The 23131-nt window shown below is 69.0% G+C and carries 22 protein-coding genes, 1 tRNA gene and 1 pseudogene; 16 read left to right on the top strand and 8 right to left on the bottom strand.

What is annotated here, in order from left to right; genetic code table 11:
* Window positions 1-4: 4 nt before the first annotated feature.
* Window positions 5-871, bottom strand: coding sequence for a chorismate mutase (locus QO015_RS14280; protein ID WP_266278606.1), 867 nt, complete (start codon window positions 869-871; stop codon window positions 5-7).
* Between the two features lie 160 nt (window positions 872-1031).
* On the opposite strand from QO015_RS14280, the gene metX reads away from it, so the two are divergent.
* From metX to QO015_RS14265, 3 genes are all read left to right on the top strand, one after another.
* Window positions 1032-2213: a homoserine O-acetyltransferase MetX gene (gene metX, locus QO015_RS14275; RefSeq protein ID WP_266278607.1), complete on the top strand. Its 1182-nt coding sequence runs from the start codon at window positions 1032-1034 to the stop codon at window positions 2211-2213.
* A 1-nt stretch (window position 2214) separates the two neighbouring features.
* Window positions 2215-2844 carry a methionine biosynthesis protein MetW gene (metW, locus tag QO015_RS14270; protein WP_266278608.1) on the top strand — a complete coding sequence of 210 codons (630 nt, stop codon included), beginning with the start codon at window positions 2215-2217 and terminating at the stop codon, window positions 2842-2844.
* A 76-nt stretch (window positions 2845-2920) separates the two neighbouring features.
* Window positions 2921-5671 (top strand): tetratricopeptide repeat protein, encoded by a 2751-nt coding sequence (locus QO015_RS14265; RefSeq protein WP_266278609.1) that lies wholly within the window; start codon window positions 2921-2923, stop codon window positions 5669-5671.
* Between the two features lie 3 nt (window positions 5672-5674).
* On the opposite strand, the gene QO015_RS14260 is transcribed toward QO015_RS14265, so the two are convergent.
* Complete coding sequence (locus QO015_RS14260; protein WP_266278610.1) at window positions 5675-6460, bottom strand: class I SAM-dependent methyltransferase; 786 nt, start codon at window positions 6458-6460, stop codon at window positions 5675-5677.
* A gap of 131 nt (window positions 6461-6591) precedes the next feature.
* On the opposite strand from QO015_RS14260, the gene gloB reads away from it, so the two are divergent.
* The 7 genes and pseudogenes from gloB (at window position 6592) to leuD (ending at window position 12566) form a co-directional block, all read left to right on the top strand.
* Window positions 6592-7380, top strand: coding sequence for a hydroxyacylglutathione hydrolase (gene gloB, locus QO015_RS14255; RefSeq protein WP_266278611.1), 789 nt, complete (start codon window positions 6592-6594; stop codon window positions 7378-7380).
* A complete protein-coding gene (locus QO015_RS14250) occupies window positions 7377-7817 on the top strand; it encodes a cupin domain-containing protein (RefSeq protein WP_266278612.1) in 441 nt (146 codons plus the stop codon). The genes gloB and QO015_RS14250 overlap by 4 nt, the downstream gene beginning before the upstream one ends.
* Before the next feature lie 160 nt (window positions 7818-7977).
* Window positions 7978-8352: pseudogene (rplS, locus tag QO015_RS14245) on the top strand (50S ribosomal protein L19); the annotation flags it as partial.
* A gap of 89 nt (window positions 8353-8441) precedes the next feature.
* On the top strand, window positions 8442-9257 hold the full coding sequence (locus QO015_RS14240; protein WP_266278614.1) for a class I SAM-dependent methyltransferase: 816 nt from the start codon (window positions 8442-8444) through the stop codon (window positions 9255-9257).
* 283 nt (window positions 9258-9540) lie between these two features.
* Window positions 9541-10956 carry a 3-isopropylmalate dehydratase large subunit gene (gene leuC / locus QO015_RS14235; RefSeq protein ID WP_266278615.1) on the top strand — a complete coding sequence of 472 codons (1416 nt, stop codon included), beginning with the start codon at window positions 9541-9543 and terminating at the stop codon, window positions 10954-10956.
* A gap of 510 nt (window positions 10957-11466) precedes the next feature.
* Window positions 11467-11898: a metallopeptidase family protein gene (locus tag QO015_RS14230; RefSeq protein WP_266278616.1), complete on the top strand. Its 432-nt coding sequence runs from the start codon at window positions 11467-11469 to the stop codon at window positions 11896-11898.
* 62 nt (window positions 11899-11960) lie between these two features.
* A complete protein-coding gene (leuD, locus tag QO015_RS14225; protein WP_266278617.1) occupies window positions 11961-12566 on the top strand; it encodes a 3-isopropylmalate dehydratase small subunit in 606 nt (201 codons plus the stop codon).
* An 82-nt stretch (window positions 12567-12648) separates the two neighbouring features.
* Here the strand turns inward: leuD and QO015_RS14220 are convergent, their stop codons facing one another.
* The 4 genes from QO015_RS14220 to QO015_RS14205 form a co-directional block, all read right to left on the bottom strand.
* Window positions 12649-12921 carry a hypothetical protein gene (locus QO015_RS14220; protein WP_266278618.1) on the bottom strand — a complete coding sequence of 91 codons (273 nt, stop codon included), beginning with the start codon at window positions 12919-12921 and terminating at the stop codon, window positions 12649-12651.
* A gap of 45 nt (window positions 12922-12966) precedes the next feature.
* Entirely contained in the window at window positions 12967-13239 is a 273-nt protein-coding gene (locus tag QO015_RS14215; protein WP_266278619.1) for a hypothetical protein, read from the bottom strand.
* Between the two features lie 45 nt (window positions 13240-13284).
* Window positions 13285-13560 carry a DUF1344 domain-containing protein gene (locus QO015_RS14210; RefSeq protein ID WP_266278620.1) on the bottom strand — a complete coding sequence of 92 codons (276 nt, stop codon included), beginning with the start codon at window positions 13558-13560 and terminating at the stop codon, window positions 13285-13287.
* A gap of 314 nt (window positions 13561-13874) precedes the next feature.
* Complete coding sequence (locus QO015_RS14205; RefSeq protein ID WP_266278621.1) at window positions 13875-14777, bottom strand: HpcH/HpaI aldolase/citrate lyase family protein; 903 nt, start codon at window positions 14775-14777, stop codon at window positions 13875-13877.
* Window positions 14778-14862: 85 nt separating this feature from the next.
* Here QO015_RS14205 and pdxY point away from each other — a divergent pair, with 85 nt between their 5' ends.
* The 4 genes from pdxY to QO015_RS14185 all read left to right on the top strand — a co-directional run bounded on the left by pdxY (window position 14863) and on the right by QO015_RS14185 (window position 17500).
* Entirely contained in the window at window positions 14863-15726 is an 864-nt protein-coding gene (gene pdxY / locus QO015_RS14200; protein ID WP_266278622.1) for a pyridoxal kinase, read from the top strand.
* Window positions 15723-16439, top strand: a complete 717-nt coding sequence (locus QO015_RS14195; protein WP_266278623.1) for a DUF429 domain-containing protein — start codon at window positions 15723-15725, stop codon at window positions 16437-16439. The genes pdxY and QO015_RS14195 overlap by 4 nt, the downstream gene beginning before the upstream one ends.
* Window positions 16440-16551: 112 nt before the next feature.
* Window positions 16552-16968: a DUF3830 family protein gene (locus QO015_RS14190; RefSeq protein WP_266278624.1), complete on the top strand. Its 417-nt coding sequence runs from the start codon at window positions 16552-16554 to the stop codon at window positions 16966-16968.
* A gap of 22 nt (window positions 16969-16990) precedes the next feature.
* Window positions 16991-17500, top strand: a complete 510-nt coding sequence (locus QO015_RS14185; RefSeq protein WP_266278625.1) for a heme-degrading domain-containing protein — start codon at window positions 16991-16993, stop codon at window positions 17498-17500.
* Between the two features lie 10 nt (window positions 17501-17510).
* Here QO015_RS14185 and QO015_RS14180 read toward each other — a convergent pair whose 3' ends face one another.
* Window positions 17511-19025, bottom strand: coding sequence for a M48 family metalloprotease (locus tag QO015_RS14180; RefSeq protein ID WP_266278626.1), 1515 nt, complete (start codon window positions 19023-19025; stop codon window positions 17511-17513).
* Complete coding sequence (locus QO015_RS14175) at window positions 19025-19846, bottom strand: thermonuclease family protein (RefSeq protein WP_266278627.1); 822 nt, start codon at window positions 19844-19846, stop codon at window positions 19025-19027. The genes QO015_RS14180 and QO015_RS14175 overlap by 1 nt, the downstream gene beginning before the upstream one ends.
* 158 nt (window positions 19847-20004) lie before the next feature.
* On the opposite strand from QO015_RS14175, the gene QO015_RS14170 reads away from it, so the two are divergent.
* Together QO015_RS14170 and QO015_RS14165 are read left to right on the top strand one after the other, a co-directional pair.
* Window positions 20005-20081, top strand: a tRNA-Arg gene (locus tag QO015_RS14170).
* A gap of 299 nt (window positions 20082-20380) precedes the next feature.
* The gene (locus QO015_RS14165; protein ID WP_266278628.1) at window positions 20381-23119 is read left to right on the top strand and encodes an autotransporter serine protease; all 2739 of its coding nucleotides are present in this window, start codon (window positions 20381-20383) and stop codon (window positions 23117-23119) included.
* Window positions 23120-23131 lie beyond the last annotated feature (12 nt).

The raw sequence follows: 23131 nt of genomic DNA, 5'->3' as shown, positions 1-23131 counted from the left end.
CCGGTCAGTCTCCGTTCACGGCCCGGTACAGCACGGGATCGGCATCGGCCCCGCCGACGACGATACCCCGCGACAGCGCGCCGACGCGGGCGACATCCTCGAAGCCGGCATGCGCGGCGAGACTCGCCACCGCCGTCTCGACCGGCAGCGCGATCAGCAGTTCCCGTCCCGCCGCTGCGAGTACCGTTCCGCCGGCGCCGCGGATGGCACGTTCCGTCTCGCCGCCGATCGCCGTGACGGCGAAGACATGAAGATCGGGCGGCGTCGGATCGGCGAGTTCGGGGGCGAGCACGAGCGCGGGCGTCTCGGCCGGCCGCCCGGCGACGACGATGAAGGGCGAAAGGGCGATGATGCGTGGCCCCGAGGGGCGCCCGAGCGCCCGCCACCAGGCGCCGGCCTCCGGCGGCTGGCCGAGCGCGACCACGCCGAGATCGGTGCCGCTCTCGCGGATATGATTGACCGTGTCGAGCGCGCCCTGCTGGCGGTGCAGCGCGACCGTGAAGCCGAACAGGAATCGGGCGACGTCGCGCATGGCATCGGCATCGCCGCCGGCGTCATAGGCGACGTCGAACGGCGCCTGCATGCGCGTGAAGGTGGTGATGATCTCGCGCCAGATATGTTCGGCGGTCCACAGCGGCAGTGCCCCGGCATGGCGGCCGACCAGGCGGCGCATCATGTCGGCCTCGCGCCCGGGCCGGAAGGCGGCACCGGGGCGGCTGGTCCCCTTGACCTTGATGAGGGTGCCGATCGCCGTGCCGCGCTCGATCAGCCTCTGATGCATCTCGGCATCGAGCCGGTCGATCGTGGCGCGGATCGCGGCGAGATCCGCGGCGTCCTTTTCGGTTACGCTAGTCGTGTCTGTACCGGCCATCGGAGAGGGATTCTTCATGCGCGGGAATGCGGCGCGAGGACAGCCGCGGACGGGGGCCGATTCATAGGCAAGCGTCTGAACGAAAGCAAAGAAAACATTGACAGCGCCCGAGCCCGGACCCTAGCTAGGCGCCTCTTACCTTGCGGTCGCGAACCGAACCATGGCCTCTTCCAGGCACAGTCTTCCCGCCGGCGCCGGCGCCGCGCGCGGCGAAGCCGACACCCCCTCCAGCCATGTGATGCGCTTCGGGCTCGATCAGCCCCTGCGGCTCGATTCGGGCCAGAGCATCGCGCCGCTGCAGATCGCCTACCAGACCTACGGCACGCTGAACGCCGACCGCTCCAACGCCATCCTCGTCTGCCATGCCCTGACCGGGGACCAGCATGTCGCGAGCGACAATCCGGTGACCGGCAAGCCGGGCTGGTGGGAAACGGTGGTCGGGCCGGGCAAGCCGATCGACACCGACCGCTTCTTCGTCGTCTGCTCCAATGTCGTCGGCGGCTGCATGGGCTCGACCGGCCCGGCCTCGACCAACCCGGCGACGGGACAGCCCTTCGGGCTCGACCTGCCGCTCATCACCATCCCGGACATGGTGCGGGCGCAGGCGATGCTCGTGGACGCGCTGGGCATCGACCAGCTCTTCTGCGTCGCTGGCGGCTCGATGGGCGGCATGCAGGTCCTGCAATGGTCGGTCGCCTATCCCGAGCGCGTGTTCACCGCGCTGCCGATCGCCACCGGGCCGCGCCATTCCTCGCAGAACATCGCTTTCCACGAGGTGGGCCGCCAGGCGATCATGGCCGATCCCGACTGGCGCGGCGGCCGCTACCTCGCCGAGGGCACCAGCCCGCGCAAGGGGCTCGCGGTCGCACGCATGGCCGCTCACATCACCTATATGTCGGACGAGGGCCTGCACCGGAAATTCGGCCGCGCGCTGCAGGATCGCGAGCGCGTCGCCTTCGGCTTCGACGCCGACTTCCAGGTCGAATCGTATCTGCGCCACCAGGGTCTTTCCTTCGTCGAGCGCTTCGACGCCAACTCCTATCTCTATGTCACGCGGGCGATGGACTATTTCGACATCGCCGCCGACTATGGCGGCCGCCTCGCCAATGCGTTCCGAGGCTCGCGCACGCGGTTCTGCGTCGCGTCCTTCACCTCCGACTGGCTGTTCCCGACCATCGAGAGCAAGACGGTCGTCCGCGCGCTGAATGCGAGCGGCGCCTCCGTGAGCTTCGTCGAGATTGAGACAGACCGCGGCCATGACGCCTTCCTGCTCGACGAGCCGGTCCTCTTCGCCACCATCCGCGGCTTCCTGACCTCCGCCGCCGCGGCGCGCTGGGGCTGACATGACGCCAATCGACATTCATTCCCGCGCCGATGTGAAGCGCATCGACCTGCTGGTGATCGCCGGTCTGGTCGCGCCGGGCAGTCGCGTGCTCGATGTCGGCTGCGGCGACGGCGAATTGCTGGCCCTGCTCCAGAAGGAGCGCCGCGTCGAAGGACGCGGGATCGAGCTGTCGCAGGCGGGCGTCAACGAGAGTCTCGCCCGCGGCCTTTCGGTGATCCAGGGCGATGCCGATACCGACCTCGTCGACTATCCCGACGCCTGCTTCGACTACGTGATCCTCTCCGATACCATCCAGGCCATGGTCCGGCCGAAGCAGGTCCTGACCGAGATGCTGCGGATCGGCCGCAAGGCGATCGTGTCCTTCCCGAATTTCGGCCACTGGACGGTGCGCGCCTCGCTCGGCTTCAAGGGCCGCATGCCGGTCACCGAGAACCTGCCCTACAGCTGGTACGACACGCCCAACATCCATTTCTGCACGCTGCGCGATTTCACCGGCCTCTGCGGCGAGGTCGGCGCGAAGATCGAGACACCGATCGTCCTCGATGCCGGCGGCCGGCGGATGACGAGCGCCCCGTGGTGGTTCTGGAACCTTCTCGGCCAGCAGGCCGTCTTCCTGCTGTCGCGGTGAACCGCGTCGCAGGCCGGCGCGGCGACATGCTATAGTCGCCGGCGCAAGCGGGCTTCGACCGCGGGAGGAGGAGCCGATGCGTCGCCTTCGCCGAGCCATCGCGGCATCCGCCATCGCCGCCCTGCCGCTGGCCGCCGTTATGGCAGTCTTGCCGCTGCATGCGCTCGCCGTCCAGGCGCCGCGCCAGGAGACGACCTCGGCCGGGTCGGATGCGCGGTCGCGGGAAATCGCGGCGGCTGTCGTCACCTGCGAGACCGGCGCGGCCTTCCCGCTCGATCGCAAGGCCATCGCGCCCGCCATCCAGTTTCCAGAGCTTCTTTCAGCCGGCTTCGATCCCGCTCCGATCGAGGCGCTGATCCGGGCCTGCACGACCGCCCGCGATGCGCATCCCGACGACGACCGGCTGCGGCTGATGGCGCTGAGGGCCGAGGCGGCCAAACCCGGCACGTCTCCCGACCGACTGGTCGGCGCGCTCCGAGCGTTGTCGCTGAAGGGCTTCGCCGAGGCCGACTATCTCCTCTACGCGCTGCATCGCCTGCCCGTTCGGGATGACGAGCCCGAGGGTCACGGCATCGCCCGCGAGGAGGCAGTGGACGCCCTGCTCCGTGCCGCCAAGGCCGGACACCAGCAGGCCCTTCTCGACCGTCTCGACGAGCAGCGTCGCGGCCCGCTCATCCGCCGCGACCCGGCCGGCGCCATCGCCACGGCGCGCGCGCTAGAGACGCTGCCGCCGCAGGGGCCGAAGGGCGGCGTCTCGGAGGCGGAGGCGCGCGACCTCGGCACCAGTCTCCTCGCCACGCTCATCCTGACGACGCCCGGCCTCGATGCGACGACCTATGCCGAGGGCTACCGTCGGCTGACTGCGATCCGCACTGTCGATCCCGATGCGCTCGAATGGCCGCTCGCCGCCGCGCTCCGTTATGGACGGGGCACCGGGCAGGATCCCGCCGCCGCGCGCCGCCTGCTCGAAGGGGCGGTCGCGGACGGGCGCTTCCAGGGCGCAGGCATGCTCGGCGAGATGCTCGTCACAGGCGAAGGCGGCCCGGCCGATGGCAAGCGGGCGATCGCGCTCCTCTCTCAACCGAAGGCGGGCCGGTCGCCCGGCGCCGCGGCGCTGCTCGCGACCCTCCTCACCGACAATCGCTTCGTCGGCCCGGATCCCAACCGCGCGGCCGCGACGCTGGCCGGCTCCGGCGACATCGACGATGCGATCCGCGCCGTGTCGCTTCTCTCGGACTACGCGACCCCGCTGCCGCGCCCCGTCGTTTATCTCCGCCGCCTCGAGGACGCCGCCGATGCCGGCGAGCCCGGCGCCGCCCGCGCCCTCGCCGAATTGCGCCTCTCCGCTCATCCCGCGTTCCGCGACGAGACGGCCGGCCGCGCCATCCTGATCCGCCTCGCCGCATCGGGCGACGGCGATGCCGCCTGGCGTGTGGCCGAGACGCAATATGGCGATCTCGACGGGCGCAGCGGCCGGCCCTTCCGCCGCGATGGCGGCCCCTCGGACGACGCCATCCGCGCCATGATCGACAGGGGCATCGCCACGAAGGACGCCCGCGCCTATCTCCTCTATGCGAGGCTGGCGCGGCGCGGCACCGTCTATCCGCAGGACGACAAGGCGGCCACCAGTGCGCTGATCAGCGCCGCCAATCTCGGCAACGTCGAGGCGATGGTCCTGCTCGGCGACGCCTATGACCAGGGCCTCGGCATCGGGAAGGATCCGCGCGAGCGGCTCCGCGCCTGGCGGGAGGCGGCGAAGCAGGGCTCGCTCGCGGCGCGGCAGAAGATCGCCTCGGCCTTCACCTTCGACGGCTTCGACAAGCTGATCACGCTGCGCGAAGGCGTTTCCGAGCGGGTCGCGCTGCACAACAACGACCTTTCCGGCCAGTTCCCCGGCTTTTCCTCGGCCGCCGCCTTCGCAGGACTGTTCTCGGGCGGCCGCGCCGCCGATGCCGGTACGGTGGCGCTGGCCGGCGCGGTGCTCGACGGTTTCCGCCTGGCGCCGGCCGGTCTCGAGGAGGGCCCGCTCGTCGAGACGACGCGGGCGATGCCGGAAGAGATCCGCCTCGCGATGGAGGCGGCGCTGGTGCAGCAGGGTTTCCTGAAGCGGGCCGCCGACGGCACGTTCGGCCCCGACGGCCGCGATGCACTGAGGTCATGGGTCGAGGCGAAGGGACCGCTCGCCGATGCCGCGGCGCCGTCGGCCGCATCCCCGGCCGGGGCCGATGCGCTCGACCCTACGACGCTGGCGCGCGCCCGCGACCGCATCTACGCCGCCGTCAAGTCCGTCAGGTCCAGGGAAGATCGGAGGACGGCGGTCCGCGGCCTCAACAGCCTCGCCCGCTACGGCGACGCCTCGGCGCGCTGGGCTCTGCTCGTCAACTATGACGACGCCGATTTCGTCCGCAACAATGTGACGCCGGCCGAACTGACCCGCTACGGGCTCGACATCCTCGTCGCGCGCCCGGCCGGCATGGAGAAGCCGGATTTCGAATTCGTCTTCGCCCTCGGCACGCTGCTGTCGGCCGGCGAGATGGGCAGCTTCGGAACCGCCACGCTGGACGCGATCCGCGACGATCCGCGGCTGCAGGATCCGCTCGCCCTCGGCGGCGTGCTGCAGGCGCTCGTCTTCGCTCCCGGCGCCTGCGACGCCATTCTCGAAGCGGCGCGGAAATCGGGCGTGGCCGGGCTCGGTGCGGAAGGGTGCGACGAGGCGACGAAGGCGGCGCTGATCGGCTTCGCCCATGTCGCGGGTCCCGCCGGCGTCGCGGCCTCCGAAAGGCGAGCCGGCGCCGCGGAACTGGCGGCCATCGCCGGCGGGCCCTAGGCGTCAGCCCGACGGATCGGCCGCCCGCGCTTCGAGGCTCTCCCGCCGGCTGCCGGCCGGCAGCAGCGCCGGGGAGAGCACCGGCATGCGGCGACCGGTGCGGCGGGCGGGAACGCCCTGATAGACCAGCTTCACCGCCTCGACGATCAGCACGCCGGGAAAGGCCGGCCAGAGCAGGCGCCCGAGCCGGTCCCAGCCACGGCCCGAGCCGAGGAACAGCCGGCGCGAGGAGGGCGGCGCGAACAGCGCGCCCGACCAGGCGACCTCGCTGAACTGCGTCTCGCGCAGGAGGCTGGCGATCTGCCCGCGCGAGAAAGGCCGGCCATAGCCGAACGGCGTGCGCTCGACGCGCGCCCAGATGCCGCGCCGGTTCGGCACCGCGATGATCAGCCTGCCGCCCGGCGCCAGCACGCGCCAGAGCTCGCGCAGCAGATCGCGCACATTCGCCGTCGTCTCGAGGCAGTGGATCGCGAGAATCCGGTCCATCGAGGCATCGGTGAGCGGCAGCATGTCCTCATGCACCAGCGCCGCGACATTGCCGCCATCGGCCGACCAGTTGATGACGCCCTGAGCGGCCGGCATGAAGGCGAGCACCCGCTCGGCCCCGCGCGCGCAATGGCCGAGATAGGGCGTCGCATAGCCGATGCCGAGCACGCGGTCGCCGCTCGCATTCGGCCATAGCGCCTCGATGCGGGCCGCGATCAGGCCACGCGCCACCATGCCGAGCCGCTCGCCATAGAAGCTGCGCAGATCGATGATGTCGGGCGAGATCGTCTGGCCTTCTTCCACGCGGCACTCCCTTCGCAAGGGCATCGAATCTAGGCGAAGCCGGCGCGGCGCGCCACCGGCGCGCGGCGTGGCCGATGCGCGCTTTGCAACACCCTCGCCAGTGTCTAGTTAGGGAAGGAACCGAAAAGCGAATGGCGGAGCGTTCCATGGCCCTCTCGATCGTGCAGTTTCCTTGCCTCAGCGACAATTACGGCGTGCTGATCCATGACGAGGCCTCGGGCCGCACCGCGTCCATCGACGCCCCGGAGGCGGAGCCCGTTCTCGCCGCGCTGAAGGCGCAGGGCTGGAAGCTGACCGACATCTTCACGACCCATCATCATCCCGATCATGTGGACGGCAATCTCGAGCTGAAGGCAGCGACTGGCTGCACCATCACCGGGCCTCGCGAGGAAGCGGACCGCATCCCCGGCATCGACATCGAGGTCGGCGACGGCGACAGCTTCGACTTCGCCGGCCACCCCGTCCGCGTCATCGCGACGCCGGGACACACGCTTGGCCACATCATCTATCATCTGCCCGAGGACAAGGTGGCCTTCGTGGGCGACACGCTGTTCGCGCTCGGCTGCGGCCGCGTTCTGGAAGGAACGCTCGAGCAGATGTTCGAGTCCGTCGAGAAGGTCGGCGCCCTCCCCGAGGACACGGCCCTCTATTGCGGCCATGAGTATACCGAGGCCAACTGGCGGTTCGCGATCACCCGCGATCCGGACAATGCCAGGCTGATCGCCCGCGGCGACGAGATCCGCCGGCTTCGGGCCGACGGGCTGCCGACGCTGCCGACCACGGTCGCGATCGAGCTCGAGACCAACCCCTATCTCCGCACCCGCACGCCGGCGCTCGCCGTCTCGGCCGGCCTCCCGGCCGGCACGCCTTCCGAGATCTTCGCCGCCACGCGCCGCGCCAAGGACGTCTTCAAGGGATGACGCCGTCTGCGAACCTCTCCGCCGAGGCGGTCATCGCGATGCTCGGCCTCGCGCCCCATCCCGAAGGCGGCCATTACCGCCAGACCTTCGCCGACACGGTCCTGCTGGACGGACGCCCCGCCTCGACGGCGATCTACTATCTGCTCGCGGCCGGCGAGCGGTCGCACTGGCACAAGGTGGATGCCGTCGAGATCTGGCACCACCATGCCGGGGCGCCGCTGGCGCTTTCGCTCTCCGAAGACGGCCGGGCGCAAGATACCCTGACCCTCGGGCCGGACCTCGCCGCGGGCGAGCGGCCGCAGGGCATCGTGCCGCGCGGCTGGTGGCAGTCCGCCGTCTCGCTCGGTGCCTGGACGCTGGTCGGCTGCACGGTCGCGCCCGGCTTCCGCTTCGAGGGCTTCGAGCTCGCTTCGCCCGGCTGGTCGCCGGCGGGCTGAAAGGCGGCCATTTCGGCGCTTTCGGCTGGACTTTCGCGGCATGATCGGCTAAGTGCCCGCAGCCGTCCGGGGATAGTCGAAGGGCGGCGACCCAACTGAAAACAGCGCACCGAAACGCTCGCGCGGCCGGAAAGGTCACGCATCGGCAGGAGTTGAGACCATGGCAAACATCATCGACGAGCTCGATCGCGAGCAGATCGAGAAGATCACCGCGCTTCGCGCCGTTCCGGATTTCGCCCCCGGCGATACCGTGAAGGTCAATGTGAAGGTGGTGGAAGGCACGCGCAGCCGCGTCCAGGCCTATGAGGGCGTCGTGATCGCCCGCGCCGGCGGCGGCCTTTCCGAGAATTTCACCGTCCGCAAGATTTCCTATGGCGAAGGCGTCGAGCGCGTCTTCCCGGTCTATTCGCCGCTGATCGATTCGATCGAGGTTGTGCGCCGCGGCAAGGTCCGCCGCGCCAAGCTCTATTACCTCCGCGATCGCCGCGGCAAGTCGGCCCGCATCGTCGAGAAGACCGAGCCGCGCAAGGACAAGGCGAAGGTCTGACCTTCGGCCCGCCACGCGGCCAGGCAGTTTCGGGGCGGACCATCGGTCCGCCCTTTTTCGTTTCGGGATGGTCAATCATGGACGCCTTCAAGCTCAGCAACCGGCAGAACTGGGACGAGCGCGCGGACATCCACGCCGCCGACCGGACCGGCTTCTATGCCGTCGACGCATTCCTCGCCGGCGAGGATACGCTCTATCCGATCGAGCAGGCCGAGATCGGCGATGTCGCCGGCGCGCGGCTCGCCCATTTCCAGTGTCATATCGGCATCGACACGCTCTGCCTCGCCCGCCGCGGCGCCGAGGTGACCGGCATCGACTTCTCGTCCCGCGCCGTCGCCCACGCCCGCACGCTCGCCGACCGCGCCGGCATCGCGGCGACGTTCATCGAGGGCGAGGTCTATGACGCGCCGGAGCTCACCGGCGGCGGCTTCGATATCGTCTACACGACCTGGGGCACCATCACCTGGCTCGACGACATCCGCGCCTGGGCCCGGGCGATCGCCGGTACGCTCAAGATCGGCGGCCGCTTCTATTTCGCCGACACCCATCCCGCCGCCGCCGTGATGGAGGACCGCGACGGCGTGCTGCTGCCGGCCTATGACTGGCGGTCCGCCAAGGACACGCCGCAGCGCTTCGACGCACCCTTCACCTATACCGGCGACGACACACCTCTCGCGACGGCGCATAATTTCGAGTGGATGCGCGGGCTCTCGGACGTGATCGGCGCGCTGCTCGAGGCCGGCCTGCGGCTCGATTTCCTGCACGAGCACGAATTGCTGCCCTACAAGCATTTCTCGATCATGATCCCGGCCGGCCGGCGCATGTTCGCGCTGCCGCCGGGCCTGCCGAGGATGCCGCTCGCCGTCTCGCTGCAGGCGACGCGGACGCGATGACCGAAAACGGCCCGCGCGGCGGAGGATTGTCGTCTCCCGCCGCCGCTGCTATCTAGAACAGTTATGAACGCCGCCCGACCCAGGATGGAGCATTGCCCGACGACCGCGGATTTCGCGTCGATGGACGATCATGCGCGCCTGCCCTGGCGGTTCTTCGCGCGTCTCCAGGCGACCGAGGACCGCGGCCGACTTTGACGGGGCGGGCGCGAGCCCGGCCGGCTCCAGCCCTTCGTCGCCCCTCTTCCCGCGCCGCATCCTTATCCCTTCTGCCAGGAATGACGTCATGACCGCGTCCGAAAAGCCCCGCACCCTCTATGACAAGATCTGGGACGACCACGTCGTCGAGGAGACGCCGGACGGCACCGCGATCCTCTATATCGACCGACACCTCGTTCATGAGGTGACGAGCCCGCAGGCCTTCGAAGGGCTGCGCATCGCGGGCCGCAAGGTTCACCAGCCGAAGAAGACGCTCGCCGTCGTCGATCACAACGTGCCGACGACCGACCGCTCGCACGGCATCGCCAATCCGGAATCGGCGCTGCAGGTGGCGACGCTCGCCGAGAACGCCGCCGATTTCGGCGTCGAATACTATTCCGAGCGCGACCATCGGCAGGGCATCGTCCATATCGTCGGCCCCGAGCAGGGCTTCACGCTGCCCGGCATGACGATCGTCTGCGGCGACAGCCACACCTCGACGCATGGCGCCTTCGGCGCGCTCGCCCATGGCATCGGCACCTCCGAGGTCGAGCATGTGCTCGCCACGCAGACGCTGATCCAGAAGAAGGCGAAGAACATGCGCATCACCGTCGACGGGAAGGCTCCCGCCGGCGTGACCGCCAAGGACATCATCCTCGCCATCATCGGCGAGATCGGCACGGCCGGCGGCACCGGCCATGTCATGGAATATGCCGGCGAGGCGATCCGCGCCCTCTCCATGGAAGGGCGGATGACCGTCTGCAACATGTCGATCGAGGGCGGCGCCCGCGCCGGCCTGATCGCCCCGGACGCGACGACGTTCGACTACATCAAGGGCCGTCCGAAGGCGCCGACCGGCGCCACCTGGGACCAGGCGCTCGCCTATTGGGAGACGCTGGTCTCCGACGAGGGTGCGCGGTTCGACAAGGAGATCCGGCTCGACGCGGCCAACCTGCCGCCGATCGTCACCTGGGGTTCCTCGCCCGAGGACGTCATCGCCATCACCGGCGTCGTGCCCGATCCCGACGCGATCCCGGACGAGAACAAGCGCACCTCCAAGTGGCGCGCGCTCGACTATATGGGCCTGAAGCCGGGTACGCGGATGGTCGACATCCCGATCGACCGCGTCTTCATCGGCTCCTGCACCAATGGCCGCATCGAGGACCTGCGCGCCGCGGCCTCCATGATCGGCGGCAAGAAGGTGCGCGAGGGCGTCAACGCGATGGTCGTGCCGGGCTCCGGTCTCGTCAAGGAGCAGGCCGAAGCCGAGGGCCTCGACGCCATCTTCAAGGCGGCCGGCTTCGAATGGCGCGAGCCGGGCTGCTCGATGTGCCTCGCGATGAACGAGGATCGCCTGAAGCCGGGCGAACGCTGCGCCTCGACCTCGAACCGCAATTTCGAGGGCCGGCAGGGGTTCAAGGGCCGGACCCATCTCGTCTCGCCGCAGATGGCGGCGGCAGCGGCGATCGCCGGCCACTTCGTCGACATCCGCGACTGGCATTGATGGAACGCCGGGCCCGCGAGGCGGGTCCGGCATTCGCCTCTACCAGTAGGGCCGCGGGGGATAGCACCGCGTCCCGACCTTCACCGACTCCCAACCGCCGCCGAAGGGTCCGTAGACCCAGACCTGGCGATAGACGGGACGGCAGCGGGGCGGCGGGGGATACCAGGCCCGAGGCGGCGGCCCCCAGGCTGGCGGCGGTGGCGGGGGTGGACCCCAGGCCGGCGGCGGAGGGCCCCATCCGGGCGGGGGCGGCGGGGGCGGGCCCCAGCCGCCATAGGGCTGTGCCGACGCTTCGCTCGGCGACAGAACACCCATCGCGAGCGTCGTGGCGACACCAAGGGCGAGTAGCGCAGGCTTGAACATGATGGACCGTCCCTTTCGCATGTCGAGGCTGACGAGCATCGGCCGGTGGCCAGAGGAGCATCAGCCGGCTGAACCGGCGCTGATCGCCCCGTTCATTCGCCGTTCAACGGCCGCGATGGATGGCCCGAAGATGGGCGGAGAGAAGGCATGAGCGGGTCCGAGCCGTCACAGCATGGTGAACTCGCCGAGGCCAAGGCGCCGTCGCTCGACGATTTCGCCGCGCTCGGCCATGCGGCCCTGGCCTCGCTTCCGGAGGCGTTCCGGACGCTGGTGGGAACGGTGGAGATTCGCGTCGACGATTTTCCGACCCGGGAAGTGCTCGATGATCTCGGCATCGAGTCGGAGTTCGACCTGCTCGGCCTTTTCCACGGCGTCGGCCTCGCCCATGCCGAGGCGATCGCCGGCACCGGCGCGCTGCCGAACCGCGTCTGGCTCTATCGCCGGCCGATCCTCGACTACTGGGCTGAACATGACGAGACGCTCGGCGCCATCGTCACGCATGTGCTCGTGCACGAGATCGGCCATCATTTCGGCCTCTCCGACGACGACATGGAAGCGATCGAGGAAGCCGCAGATTGACCGACGCGCCTTACGGGCGCATCACCCTTTTGAACACCTCAGGACAGACCGAGGAACCGCCGATGGACAAGTTCACCACGCTGACCGGTGTCGCAGCGCCGCTGCATCTCATCAATATCGACACCGACATGATCATCCCGAAGGACTATCTGAAGACGATCAAGCGCACTGGCCTCGGCAAGGGCCTGTTCGCCGAGATGCGCTACAAGGATGACGGCAGCGAGAATCCGGACTTCGTGCTGAACAAGCCCGCTTACCGCCATGCGTCGATCATCGTCGCCGGCGACAATTTCGGCTGCGGCTCGTCGCGCGAACATGCCCCCTGGGCGCTGCTCGACTACGGCATCCGCTGCGTGATCTCGACGTCCTTCGCCGACATCTTCTACAACAACTGCTTCAACAACGGCATCCTGCCCATCCGCGTCTCGAAGGAAGACCTCGAGAAGCTGTTCGACGACGCCGAGCGGGGCGAGAACGCCCGCCTCACCGTCGATCTGGCGGCGCAGGAGATCCGCGGCCCTGACGGTGGCGTCGTCACCTTCGAGATCGATCCCGAGCGCAAGGAAAAGCTCCTGAACGGGCTCGATGATATCGGCCTCACCATGGTGAAGCAGCCCCAGATCGCCCGTTTCGAGGAGACGGTCTCCGAGGCTCGGCCCTGGGCCTGACGGAACCGCCGGCACAAACAGAAACGGCGTCCGGTCTTTCGACCGGGCGCCGTTTTGGGACTGACCGGAGAGGAGTCAGTTCTTAGTTGACGTCGCCGTCGCGCTGGGCCGGATGCGGATCGAAGGCACCGATGCCCTGCGCGCCGTTGGCCGTTACGCCGACTGCCTGGCCGGGAAGCAGGCCATAAAGGACGGTGCCGTTGGCGAACTGGAAGCTCTGGCCCGACTTCAGGGTCAGCGTGCCGGCAGCCGGATTGACCGTCTCGACGGTACCCTCGATCTGCTCGGCGGCGAAGGCAGCGGCGCCCGAGGCGAGGAAGGCGACCGAAGCCGCAGCGATGGCAAACTTGCGCATGATGATTATCCTTGAGTTCTCGTGTGTCGGAATGAGGCTGGCGACTTAGTTGACGTCGCCGTCACGCTGGGCCGGATGGGGATCGAAAGCGCCGATGCCCTGGGTGCCGTTGGCGGTCACGCCCACTTCCTGGCCCGGAAGCAGCCCGTAGAGCACGGTGCCGTTGGCGAACTGGAAGCTCTGGCCCGACTTCAGGGTCAGCGTGCCGGCGGCGGGGTTAACCGTCTCGACGGTGCCCTGATACTGCTCGGCGGCGAAGGCAGAGGCGCCCGTGGCGAGGAAGGCGACCGAAGCGGCGGCGATGGCGAACTTACGCATGATGAATGTCCTTATGTGTTGATTTTTGTGGATCGGGTGCGGGGATTAGTTGAAATCCGCGCCGTCACGATCCGCCGGATGGGGGTTGAAGGCGCCGATGCCCTGCGAACCGTTGGCGGTGACGCCGACGGCGTCGCCCGGCATGAGGCCGTAGAGCACGGTGCCGTTGGCGAACTGGAAGCTCTGGCCCGACTTCAGGGTCAGCGTGCCGGCAGCCGGATTGACCGAGGCGACCTGGCCTTCGATCTGCTCGGCGGCGAGCGCGGCTGCGCCCGAGGCGAGGAAGGCGATCGAAGCGGCGGCAATAGCGAACTTACGCATGATGTTGGTCCCGTATGTTTGTCTTCCTGGCGGCGCTCGTCGGGTTCTTTTCGAAGCCCGTCGGCTCGTCGCCGGTGACGCTGATATGGGGCCGGCAGTGGCAGCCGCAACTCACGCGATTGTGTGACACCCCCATCTTGAAGCGTGATGATGCACGTTTCTTCTACTGAACGCCCGATTTCGCGATCATTGCGCGTCATATCGGAGCGAGATTAGGAATGCAGTGCTCCCGCGATGCGGGATTGTTCACCATTCTCGCATCGTCTGTTTATGAAATAGCGACGCTTATCATAAGCTTCCAATATTTTCTGTAATCACATGTCTCGAGCCGTCTCGCCGGCGCGCCTCGCAATCGTCCTCGCGCGCGCGAGAAGGCGGCCCGCCGCCTCCGCATGCAGCCGCTCGACCATGCGCCCGTCATGCGCGACGACGCCCCGATCCCGGTTCTCCGGCCGGTCGAACAGATCCACGATGGCCTCCGCCGCAGCGATCGCGGCATCGGACGGCGCAAAGGCGCGGTTGGCGATCTCGATCTGCGCGGGATGGATCAGCGACTTTCCATCGAAGCCGCAATCGGCTGCAAAAGCGCATTCCGCGGCGAGCCCATCCAGATCGCCGATATCGTTGTGCACGGCATCGATGACGTCGAGCCCGCCGGCCCTTGCCGCCGCGAGCACACCCATCATCAGCGGCAGGAAGGCCGCCCTCCCCGGCGCCAGCCGCGTGCCGAGGGCGAGCGAAAGATCGTTGAGGCCGAGCACGAGCGCCGCGAGCGGCAGCACGCCGTCCTGCGCGAGGGCGATCGGCAGCGGATCGGCCACGGAGCGAGCGGTCTCGATCATGGCCCACAGCGTCGTTCCCGTCTCGACGCCTTGCGCCAGGGCGACCGCGCGGACGGCAGCAAGATCGTCGGGGACCGCGACCTTCGGCAGCAGGACGCCGTCCGGCGCCGCCGGCAGCACGGCAGCGAGGTCGGCCGCGCCTTCGCCCTCCGCCAGCGCATTGATCCGCACCACGAGCTCGGGACCGTTGTCGCGACGCGGCGCGCCCAACACCGCCGCGACACGGTCTCGCGCTTCCGCCTTCATATGGGGGGCAACGGAATCCTCGAGATCGAGGATCACCACATCGACGGCAAGGCCCGGCAGCTTGGCCAGCGCCCGTTCGTTCACGCCGGGAACATAGAGCACCGAACGACGCGGGCGGCTGGACGGCACGGCATCACCTCTCGGAAAGGCGCGGCCCTGTTCAAGCAAGGGGTCTGGCAGTAGGGTCCGCGCCGTCCAGCAAGGGTAGCAGCCGATGCCGACCGAACAGAAGCCCGCGATGCTCGTCGCAACCTCCGAAGTCGTTCGCGGCGCCGTCGGCGGACGGGCGGCCGGCTTCGCGCTGGAGCGGCTCGGCTTCCCGCTCTGGACGGTGCACACGGTGACGCTGCCCTGGCACCCGGGGCATGGCCGCGCAAGCCGTATCGTGCCCGACGACGCCGCCTTCGAGGCGCTCGTCGACGATCTGATCCGCGCGCCCTGGCTCGGCGAGATCGGCGGCGTCCTGACCGGCTATCTCGGCGCCGCCTCGCAGGCGCCCGCGCTCGCCCGCCTCGTCGATGCGATCAGGGCCGTCCGGCCCGACATGATCTATCTCTGCGATCCGGTCATGGGCGACAACGGCGCACTCTATGTGCCCGAGGCGACGGCGGCGGCGATCCGCGATCATCTTGCCCCGCGCGCGGACATCCTGACGCCCAATCTCACCGAACTCGGCTATCTAGCCGGCTCGGCGCCCACGACACGCGACGCCATCATCGCCGCCGCCCGCGCCCTGCCGGCCGGAAAGGTCGCCGTGACCTCGGCGCTGCGCGCCGGCGGCGAGACGGAGACGCTCCTGGTGACGGCAGACGGGATCATGGCGGCGCGCCATCTTCTCGTCGACGGGCGGGTACCGAACGGGACGGGCGATCTCTTCGCCGCATTGCTGCTCGGCCGCCAGGTCTCCGGTGCCCGCGACGCTGAGGCGCTCCGGCTCGCGACCGCGACGCTGGTCGACCTCCTCGGCGCCGCCCGCCGTCTCGGCGCCGACGAACTGCCGATCGCCGCGATGCAGGCGAGCATCGTCGCGCCGGAGGCGAAGGTGGCTCTGCTCGAAGAAGCAGGCCTCGCCCCGTGAGCGAAACCGCCTGCGGTATCGATGGCTGCCGCGCCGGCTGGATCGGCGTTCTACTGCCCGAGGCCGATGCGCCGATCGCCGCCGTGACGTCCGATCTCGTCGAGTTCCTGCATCACCCCCTCGCCCCGCCCGTCATCGCCATCGACATGCCGATCGGCCTGCCCGAGCGTGTCGGCGCCGGCGGTCGCGGACCGGAGCGCCATGCCCGCGCGGTTCTCGGCCCCCGCCAGTCCTCCGTCTTCTCGATCCCCTCCCGCGCCGCCGTCATGTCCGGGGATTATGGCGAGGCCTGTCGCTTGGCGCTCGCGACGTCGGAGCCGCCGCGCAAGGTTTCGCGTCAGGCCTTCGGTCTCTTTCCGAAGATCCGCGCGCTGGATGCGCTGATGACACCCGATCTGGAGGGGCGGATCTTCGAGAGCCACCCCGAGCTCGCCTTCCGCCAGCTGAACGGCGGCGCGCCGATGAGCCTGCCGAAGAAGGTAAAGAACGTTCCGCACCCGCCGGGCCTCGACGAGCGGCGCGCCCTTCTGGTCCGGCATGGCTATCCGCCGGCCTTCCTCGAACGCCCGCCGCGCGGCGCCGGGCTGGACGATCTCCTCGACGCGGCGGTGCTGGCTCTGGTCGCCCGGCGCATCGCGCGCGGCGAAGCGGAGTGCTTCCCGCCGGTGCCGGAGCGGGACGGGCGTGGACTGCGCATGGCAATCTTCGCCTGAGCCTTTCACGGCTTGACCGCGACCCCGCCGCCGCGCCAATGATCGTCGCCGGAGGCGGAGGGCGAAGAGTGCCGGTCCGCCCGCGCCACAGCCAGAGGACGTCAGCATCGCCATGAGCAGAGTAAAGATCACCGCCGGTCCCTACACCTTCTTCGGCCGCTTCGAGGAAGAGGCTGCGCCGAAGACCGTCGCGGTGTTCAAGAAGCTGCTGCCCTATCGCGAGAAGATCATCCATGTGCGCTGGAGTGGCGAAGGCTGCTGGATTCCGCTCGGCGACCTCGATCTCGGCCTCTCCTACGAGAACCACACCTCCTATCCGGCGCCGGGCCAGTTCATCCTCTATCCCGGCGGCATCAGCGAGACCGAGATCCTGCTCGCCTATGGCGGCGTGCATTTCGCCTCCAAGCTCGGCCAGCTCGCCGGCAACCATTTCCTGACCATCACCGAGGGGCTCGAGAATCTGGTTCCGCTCGGCAAGGCGACGCTCTGGAAGGGCGCGCAGGATATCCTCTTCGAGATGGTCGACTGAGCCCCGCCGGGAGGAGACTGCCATGACCGACGATGCGACTCTGCTCGAGACTCTGCTCGAGCAGGAGCGGCGGCTCGTCTTCGACCGCTTCGACAACGACACCGCCATCGCGCTTGGCCAGAAGATCCTGGAGCGGGCACGCGCCAACCGGCAATCGATCGTCGTCGACATCTCGCGCGGCGACCAGCGCCTGTTCTACGCGGCGCTGGCGGGGACCTCGGCCGACAACGAGTTCTGGGTGGCCGGCAAGGTCGCGGTGGTGAAGCGCTTCGGCCACTCGTCCTTCTATGTTGGTCAGAAGGCGCGCCTCAAGGGCGTCGATTTCGCCGACGGCGCGCTGGTCGACCGCGCGACGTTCCGCGCCCATGGCGGCTCGTTCCCGATCATCGTCGCCGGCGTCGGCATGGTCGGCACGGCGACGGTCTCCGGCCTGCCGCAGGCCGAGGATCATGCGCTGGTGGTGGCCGTGATCGAGGAATTCCTCGCCGAGACCGGCATGGGCGGCGGGCGGCCGGAGGTCTGGACCGCCTGAGGGGACCCGCTCAGTCCGCGACGATCTTGACCTTCTGGCCCGGGGCGGGCAGCGCGCCGCTCGGCGGGAGGTCGTTCAGGATGCGGAAAAGATCTTCCGGCCGGTCGACGCCGCGCATGCGAGCCGAGAGGGAGGCGACGGTGTCGCCTGCGCCCACCGTGACGATGCGGATGCGCAGGGGCTGCAGCGAGGCCGCTTCCTGCGGCGTCAGGCGGCGGAAGCTGGTGATCGTCGCCTCCGCGGCACGCTGCAGGCCGGGCGTGTCGCTCTCGTTCGCGAAGATGAAGCGATAGGTGGCGTTGTCGCCGGCCCGCACCACGGCGATGCGGAACACCCAGCCCTTGGCCTCGGCGCGCGCCGAGGCCGCCTCGAGACCGTTGATCGAGAAGGTCTTGATCGACGACGTGTCGAGGCCGTTCACCCAACCGGAATCGAGATAGGCGGCGAGCGACGAGCCAGACGGCAGGTTGGCACCGTCGAAGCGTAGCGCCGTGCCGTCGGGTCCCGTCGCCAGAACCGCGTCGGACGTATTGTCGAGCACGAAGCCGTCCGGCACCGTGAAGGCGACGCCGAGGCTCGGATGCAGGAAGGTGCGGCCCCGCACGAAGCCCTGCGAAGGATCGTCGCCATAGACGATGCCGTTGATGCCGGCGAGATAGCGGTCGCGGTCGACCTCGCCGATGCCGGGCGCGCCGAACTCGCGCGCGGCGCGGATCGCGAACTCGACGCGCTGCGGCGTCGCCGGATGGCTGGCGAGAAAATCGGGCCGCTTGTCCTGCACGCTGCCGGCCGACTTGTAGGCGGCGTAGCGGCCCATCAGCTGCAGGAATCGGGCGGCGGCGAAGGGATCGTAGCCAGCCTTGCCGATGGTGCGCACGCCGATGGCGTCGGCTTCCAGTTCCTGCTGCTGCGAGAAGGCGGCGAGCGTCCTCTGGCTGGAGGCGAGCGCCAGCTTGCCGGCCTCGCCGTCCTGCAGCACGTCGCTGACGACACGACTGACCAGCACCGCCGTCTGCGCCTTGTTCTGGCGCTGCATGGCGTGGTTCGCCGTGACATGGCCCATCTCATGCGCGATGACGGCCGCGACCTCCGAGGAGTCGTTGGCGAGCGCCAGCAGACCGCGCGTGACATAGAGATAGCCACCGGGCAGCGCGAAGGCGTTGACCGAGGGGCTGTTCAGGATTGTGATCCGGTAGGACTGCGACGGGTCGTCGGAAGCGGCGACGATCCGGCCGACGATGCGGGCGAGCGTCTGCTCCAGCTTGTCGTCGTGATAGACGCCGCCATAGCTGGCGACGATGCGCGGGTGCTGCTCCGCGCCGATGCGCGCCTGCTCGGGATCGACCGGAGGCGGCGCGGCGGCGCCGGCCACGGTGGGTGTCGGGCCATAGGTGCCTTCGAGCGACGAGGTCGTGCAGCCGGCGAGCACGAGCGCGGCCAGAAGCGCGGGCGCCAGCGCGGCCGCGATGCCACGCGTCCGCCTGCTCCTCGCCGATCCCCCCGCCTTAGCCCTGATCTCAGCCATCAACCACCGTCGTCCAACAGCTCGAGCTGGCCGGGATCTGTGATCCTGAGGCTCGGCCCGTCCTTCTGCTCGATCCATCCGCGCAGCCGCACGCGCCGGCCCTCGAGCGAGGAAACCGGAACGCCGCGCGCGGCGAGCGCCTCGCCCGCCGGGCCGCTGACCACCGCCGTGAAGTCGGTGCGCCAATCGCGGCCGAAATCGAGATAGGCGGTCGGCCCACGTTCACCGACGGAAAGGATTCGTCCCTCCACCAGATCGTAGGCGTCTTCGCGTTCGGCAAGGGCGGGATCGCGCGCGGCGCGGATGGCGTAATACGGTTCGGCCCAAAGGCCAAGCCGCTTTTCGCGCGCCTCGCGTTCACGTGAGAAGAGCGCGGCGAGGCAGGAGGGCGCCTCTCCGGCCGGCATTGCCCGCGCGAGCCCGATCGCGACCATCGCCTCGGAAAGCGACGCCGGGCCATCTACGACACCGACAAGGGCGACGCCGCGGCCATAGCGATCGGCGCCGGCGGGCGTTGCGGCGACGGTGACGGCGCGCCCGAGCGCCAGACTTCCGAGCGCTGTCCTCGCGGCCGTCGCGATCGGCCACTCCTCCGCGTCGCGGCCGAGCGGCGGCTCGGGGGCGAGAATGCCCGCCAGCCGTACGATCCGGCCACTATCGAGCGCCAGCGTCGCACCATCCAGGACGGCGGCCACGGTGGCCTGCTCCGCCGCCTGGCCGGCGCAGGCGTCTTCAGCAGCCGCGCCATGTACCATCGCTCCGGCAAGCCCGAGGCCGGCACAAAGGCCGAGAACGTGGCGGTGCAGGGCGGTGACGCGCATGACCCAAGTCTCGCATGCGCGTGGCGCGAATTGAACCGCGCCAGCCGCGCTGCGGCATTGCGTGCCACGCAGGACCGGCGATCGGGGGGCGAGGAAAGGGGTGCACGAGCCGCCGCGACCATGATAGACAGTCGCGCCGCAAGCACGCACCGGCCCGCGTCCCGGTAGCTCAGCAGGATAGAGCAACGGTTTCCTAAACCGTAGGTCAGGGGTTCGAATCCCTTCCGGGACGCCAATCCGGGTGGCGGGCCGAGTGGCGCTCCGGCTGCTCGTGGAACCGCCGCGGTCCGGCGGCCGCGCTCGACGTGCCGCGATCTCGACCTCTTCCCACGGCGTCCTCCTGACAGGATCAATCAGCGCTTGCTGCCGCTCCTTTCTTGCGAGCCACAGTTGACAGCCGGCGCCGCGTTTTTGACCATTGCGGGGATTCGCCGCCGCGAACCGTGTTCGCGGCACATCTTGTCGGTTTGGGGGCCGACTTCAGCCGGTCTGGGGGGACCGGAGCGGATCGTGATCCGCAACGGAGCTGGGAAAGTGCACGGGGCTCACATCTGGCTGGCGGCTTCAGTGGCCGTCGCTCCTCTAGCAGCGATCGCAACGGCCGAGGCGCAATCGGCTTCCGATTTCAGGACACCGGAATATTACGCGGGCCGTTTCCTGGACCCGCTCGATCTCGCCTCTGTCTATGCGCAGGGCATTACCGGCAAGGGTGTGATGGTTGGCGTTGCCGATAGCGGCATCGATGCCGGACACCCCGAACTCAGCGCCCGAATCGCCTATGGCTGGGACTTCGACAAGAACGCACCGATCCTGCCTGGCGAGGATCATGACACCCTGACCCATGGAACCCATGTCAACGGCATGATCGGCGCCGCCCGGGACGGCTATGGCATGCATGGCGTCGCCTTCGGAGCCACTCTCGTCCCCACCACGCTCGACAACACGGTAGACGACTACGACGATCTCGCACCCGGTGCGTGGCACCATCTCGCTGATGTCGGGGTACCGATCATCAACAACTCGATCGGTTACGACGATTGCAGGGCTGGACCGGATCGACGCTGCAACGTGACCGCGTTCACGACAGGCATTGTCGAAACGTTGTTTCCTCGGACGCTCGAGTCGTTCCGCTACGTCACCGAGCACGATGTGCTGATGGTATTCTCGGCCGGCAATTCCTCGGAGCCGCACGCCGGCGTGCTGGCGGGCATGCCGTATCTGTTTCCGGAGTTCGAGCGGAATTGGCTTGCCGTGGCTGCGCTGGATGAGGAAGGAACGATAGCCGACTACTCCAATCGCTGCGGTGTCGCGATGGGCTGGTGCGTCTCTGCGCCAGGCTATGGATGGTCGAGCGTTCCTGTCCGGTCCAATCCGAACGAGCCCTACGACTTTTACGATGGCACCTCCATGGCAGCCCCCATCGTCTCGGGCGTCGCGGCGCTGGTGAAGGAGGTCTATCCCTGGTTCACCGCGCATGACCTGCAGCAGACCATCCTGACAACCGCGACCGATCTCGGCCCGGTCGGCGTCGACCCAATCTACGGTTGGGGCATGGTCAATCCCGGTCGCGCCGTGCAGGGCTACGGCATGTTCGTCGAGACGGCATTTCTCGACACGCGTGGATATGATTCAACATTTTTCAACGATATTTCCGGTCCCGGCGGGCTGGTGAAGCTCGGCGAGGGCACGCTGTCGCTGACCGGCGCAAGCAGCTATCTCGGCACCACCTTCGTCGAGGAGGGCGGGCTCGCCGTACAGGGCTCGATCGAGAGCGATGTGGTGGTCGAGCGCTCCGGAACGCTGAGCGGCAACGGCCAGGTCGGCTCGACCTGGGTCGGGGCCGGCGGCACCATCGCACCCGGCAATTCCATCGGCACGCTGACGGTCGCCGGCGACTATGTCCAGGAGGCGGCCGGCACCTACGCATTCGAGTTCGACGGCGGATCGGGCGACCAGATCCGGGTCGGCGGCACCGCCTTCCTCGACGGCAGGCTCGACATGATCGCGCTGTCGAACGATTTCCGGCTCGGCACGCAATACGACCTCCTCCTCGCCGAGGCCGGCGTCACTGGCGGCTTCTCGGAGATCGTGGGCCCGTCCGCCTTCCTCGGTGGCGACCTCGCCTATGGTCCCGCCGGAGCGACGCTGACGCTGGTCCAGTCCCGCTCCTTCGCCGACGCCGCCGCGACCCGCAACGAGGCCTCGGTCGGCCGCGCGCTGGATACGCTGTCCGCCGGCGAGGTGCAGAACGCCTTCCTGATGCTGCCGACGCTGGAGGCGGCTTCGGCGGTGCTCGGTCCGCTCTCGGGCGAGATCAATGCCTCCGCGAAGACGGTGATGATCAATGACGGCACGCTCGTCCGCGACGCCGTCTTCGGCCGGCTGACCACGCTCGACGGATCCCCCGCAAGCTCGGGTGCGACCGTGGCACCCGTCGGCGGCGGAATCGGCGACGCCGCGGTCTGGGCACAGGGCTTCGGCGCCTGGGGCTCGATTTCCGGCGACGGCAACGCCGCCGGGCTCGACAGCGACACCGGCGGCTTCCTCGTCGGCGCCGATGCCGAGTTGCAGCAGGCCTGGCGTCTCGGCCTTCTCGGCGGCTACAGCCGCACCACCTTCGACAGCGAGGCCACTGCCGGCTCGGGAAGCACCAGCACCGTCCATCTCGCGCTCTATTCGGGCGGCGCGGTGGGGCCGGTGCGGCTGCGCGGCGGCGCCGCCTATGGCTGGAGCAGCGTCGAGACGGCGCGTTCGGTGATCTTCCCCGAGGCGGCCGGTTCCTCGGCCTCCTATGACGCCACCACGGGCCAGCTCTTCGGCGAGATCGGCTATGGCATCGCCGCCGGCCGGGCGGAGTTCGAGCCCTTCGCCGGGCTTGCCTATGTCAGCCTCGACACCGACGGCTTCACCGAGCAGGGCGGGCCGATGGCGCTTTCGGCGGGGAGCGGCACGACCGATACCGGCTTCACGACGCTCGGGCTGCGCGCTTCCTCCGCCTTCGACCTCGGCACGGCCAAGGCCGGGGTGAAGGGCATGCTCGGCTGGCGCCACGCCTTCAACGACGTCGTGCCGACCACGACCTACCAGTTCGCGGCCGGAAGCGCGGCCTTCGAGGTCGCCGGCCTTCCCGTCGCAAAGGATGCGCTGGTGCTCGATCTCGGCGTCGGCGTCGGCCTTATAAAGGCGGCGCGGCTCGATCTCTCCTATGCCGGCCAGTATGGCGACGGCGTCAGCGCGCAGGCGCTGAAGGGAAGCCTCGGCTGGTCGTTCTGAGCGGCGGCAACG

Source organism: Kaistia geumhonensis (genome assembly GCF_030815145.1).
GTDB classification, from domain to species: Bacteria; Pseudomonadota; Alphaproteobacteria; order Rhizobiales; family Kaistiaceae; genus Kaistia; species Kaistia geumhonensis.
Note: the sequence above shows the minus strand (reverse complement) of the source record. Positions and strands in the feature narration are given on the sequence as shown.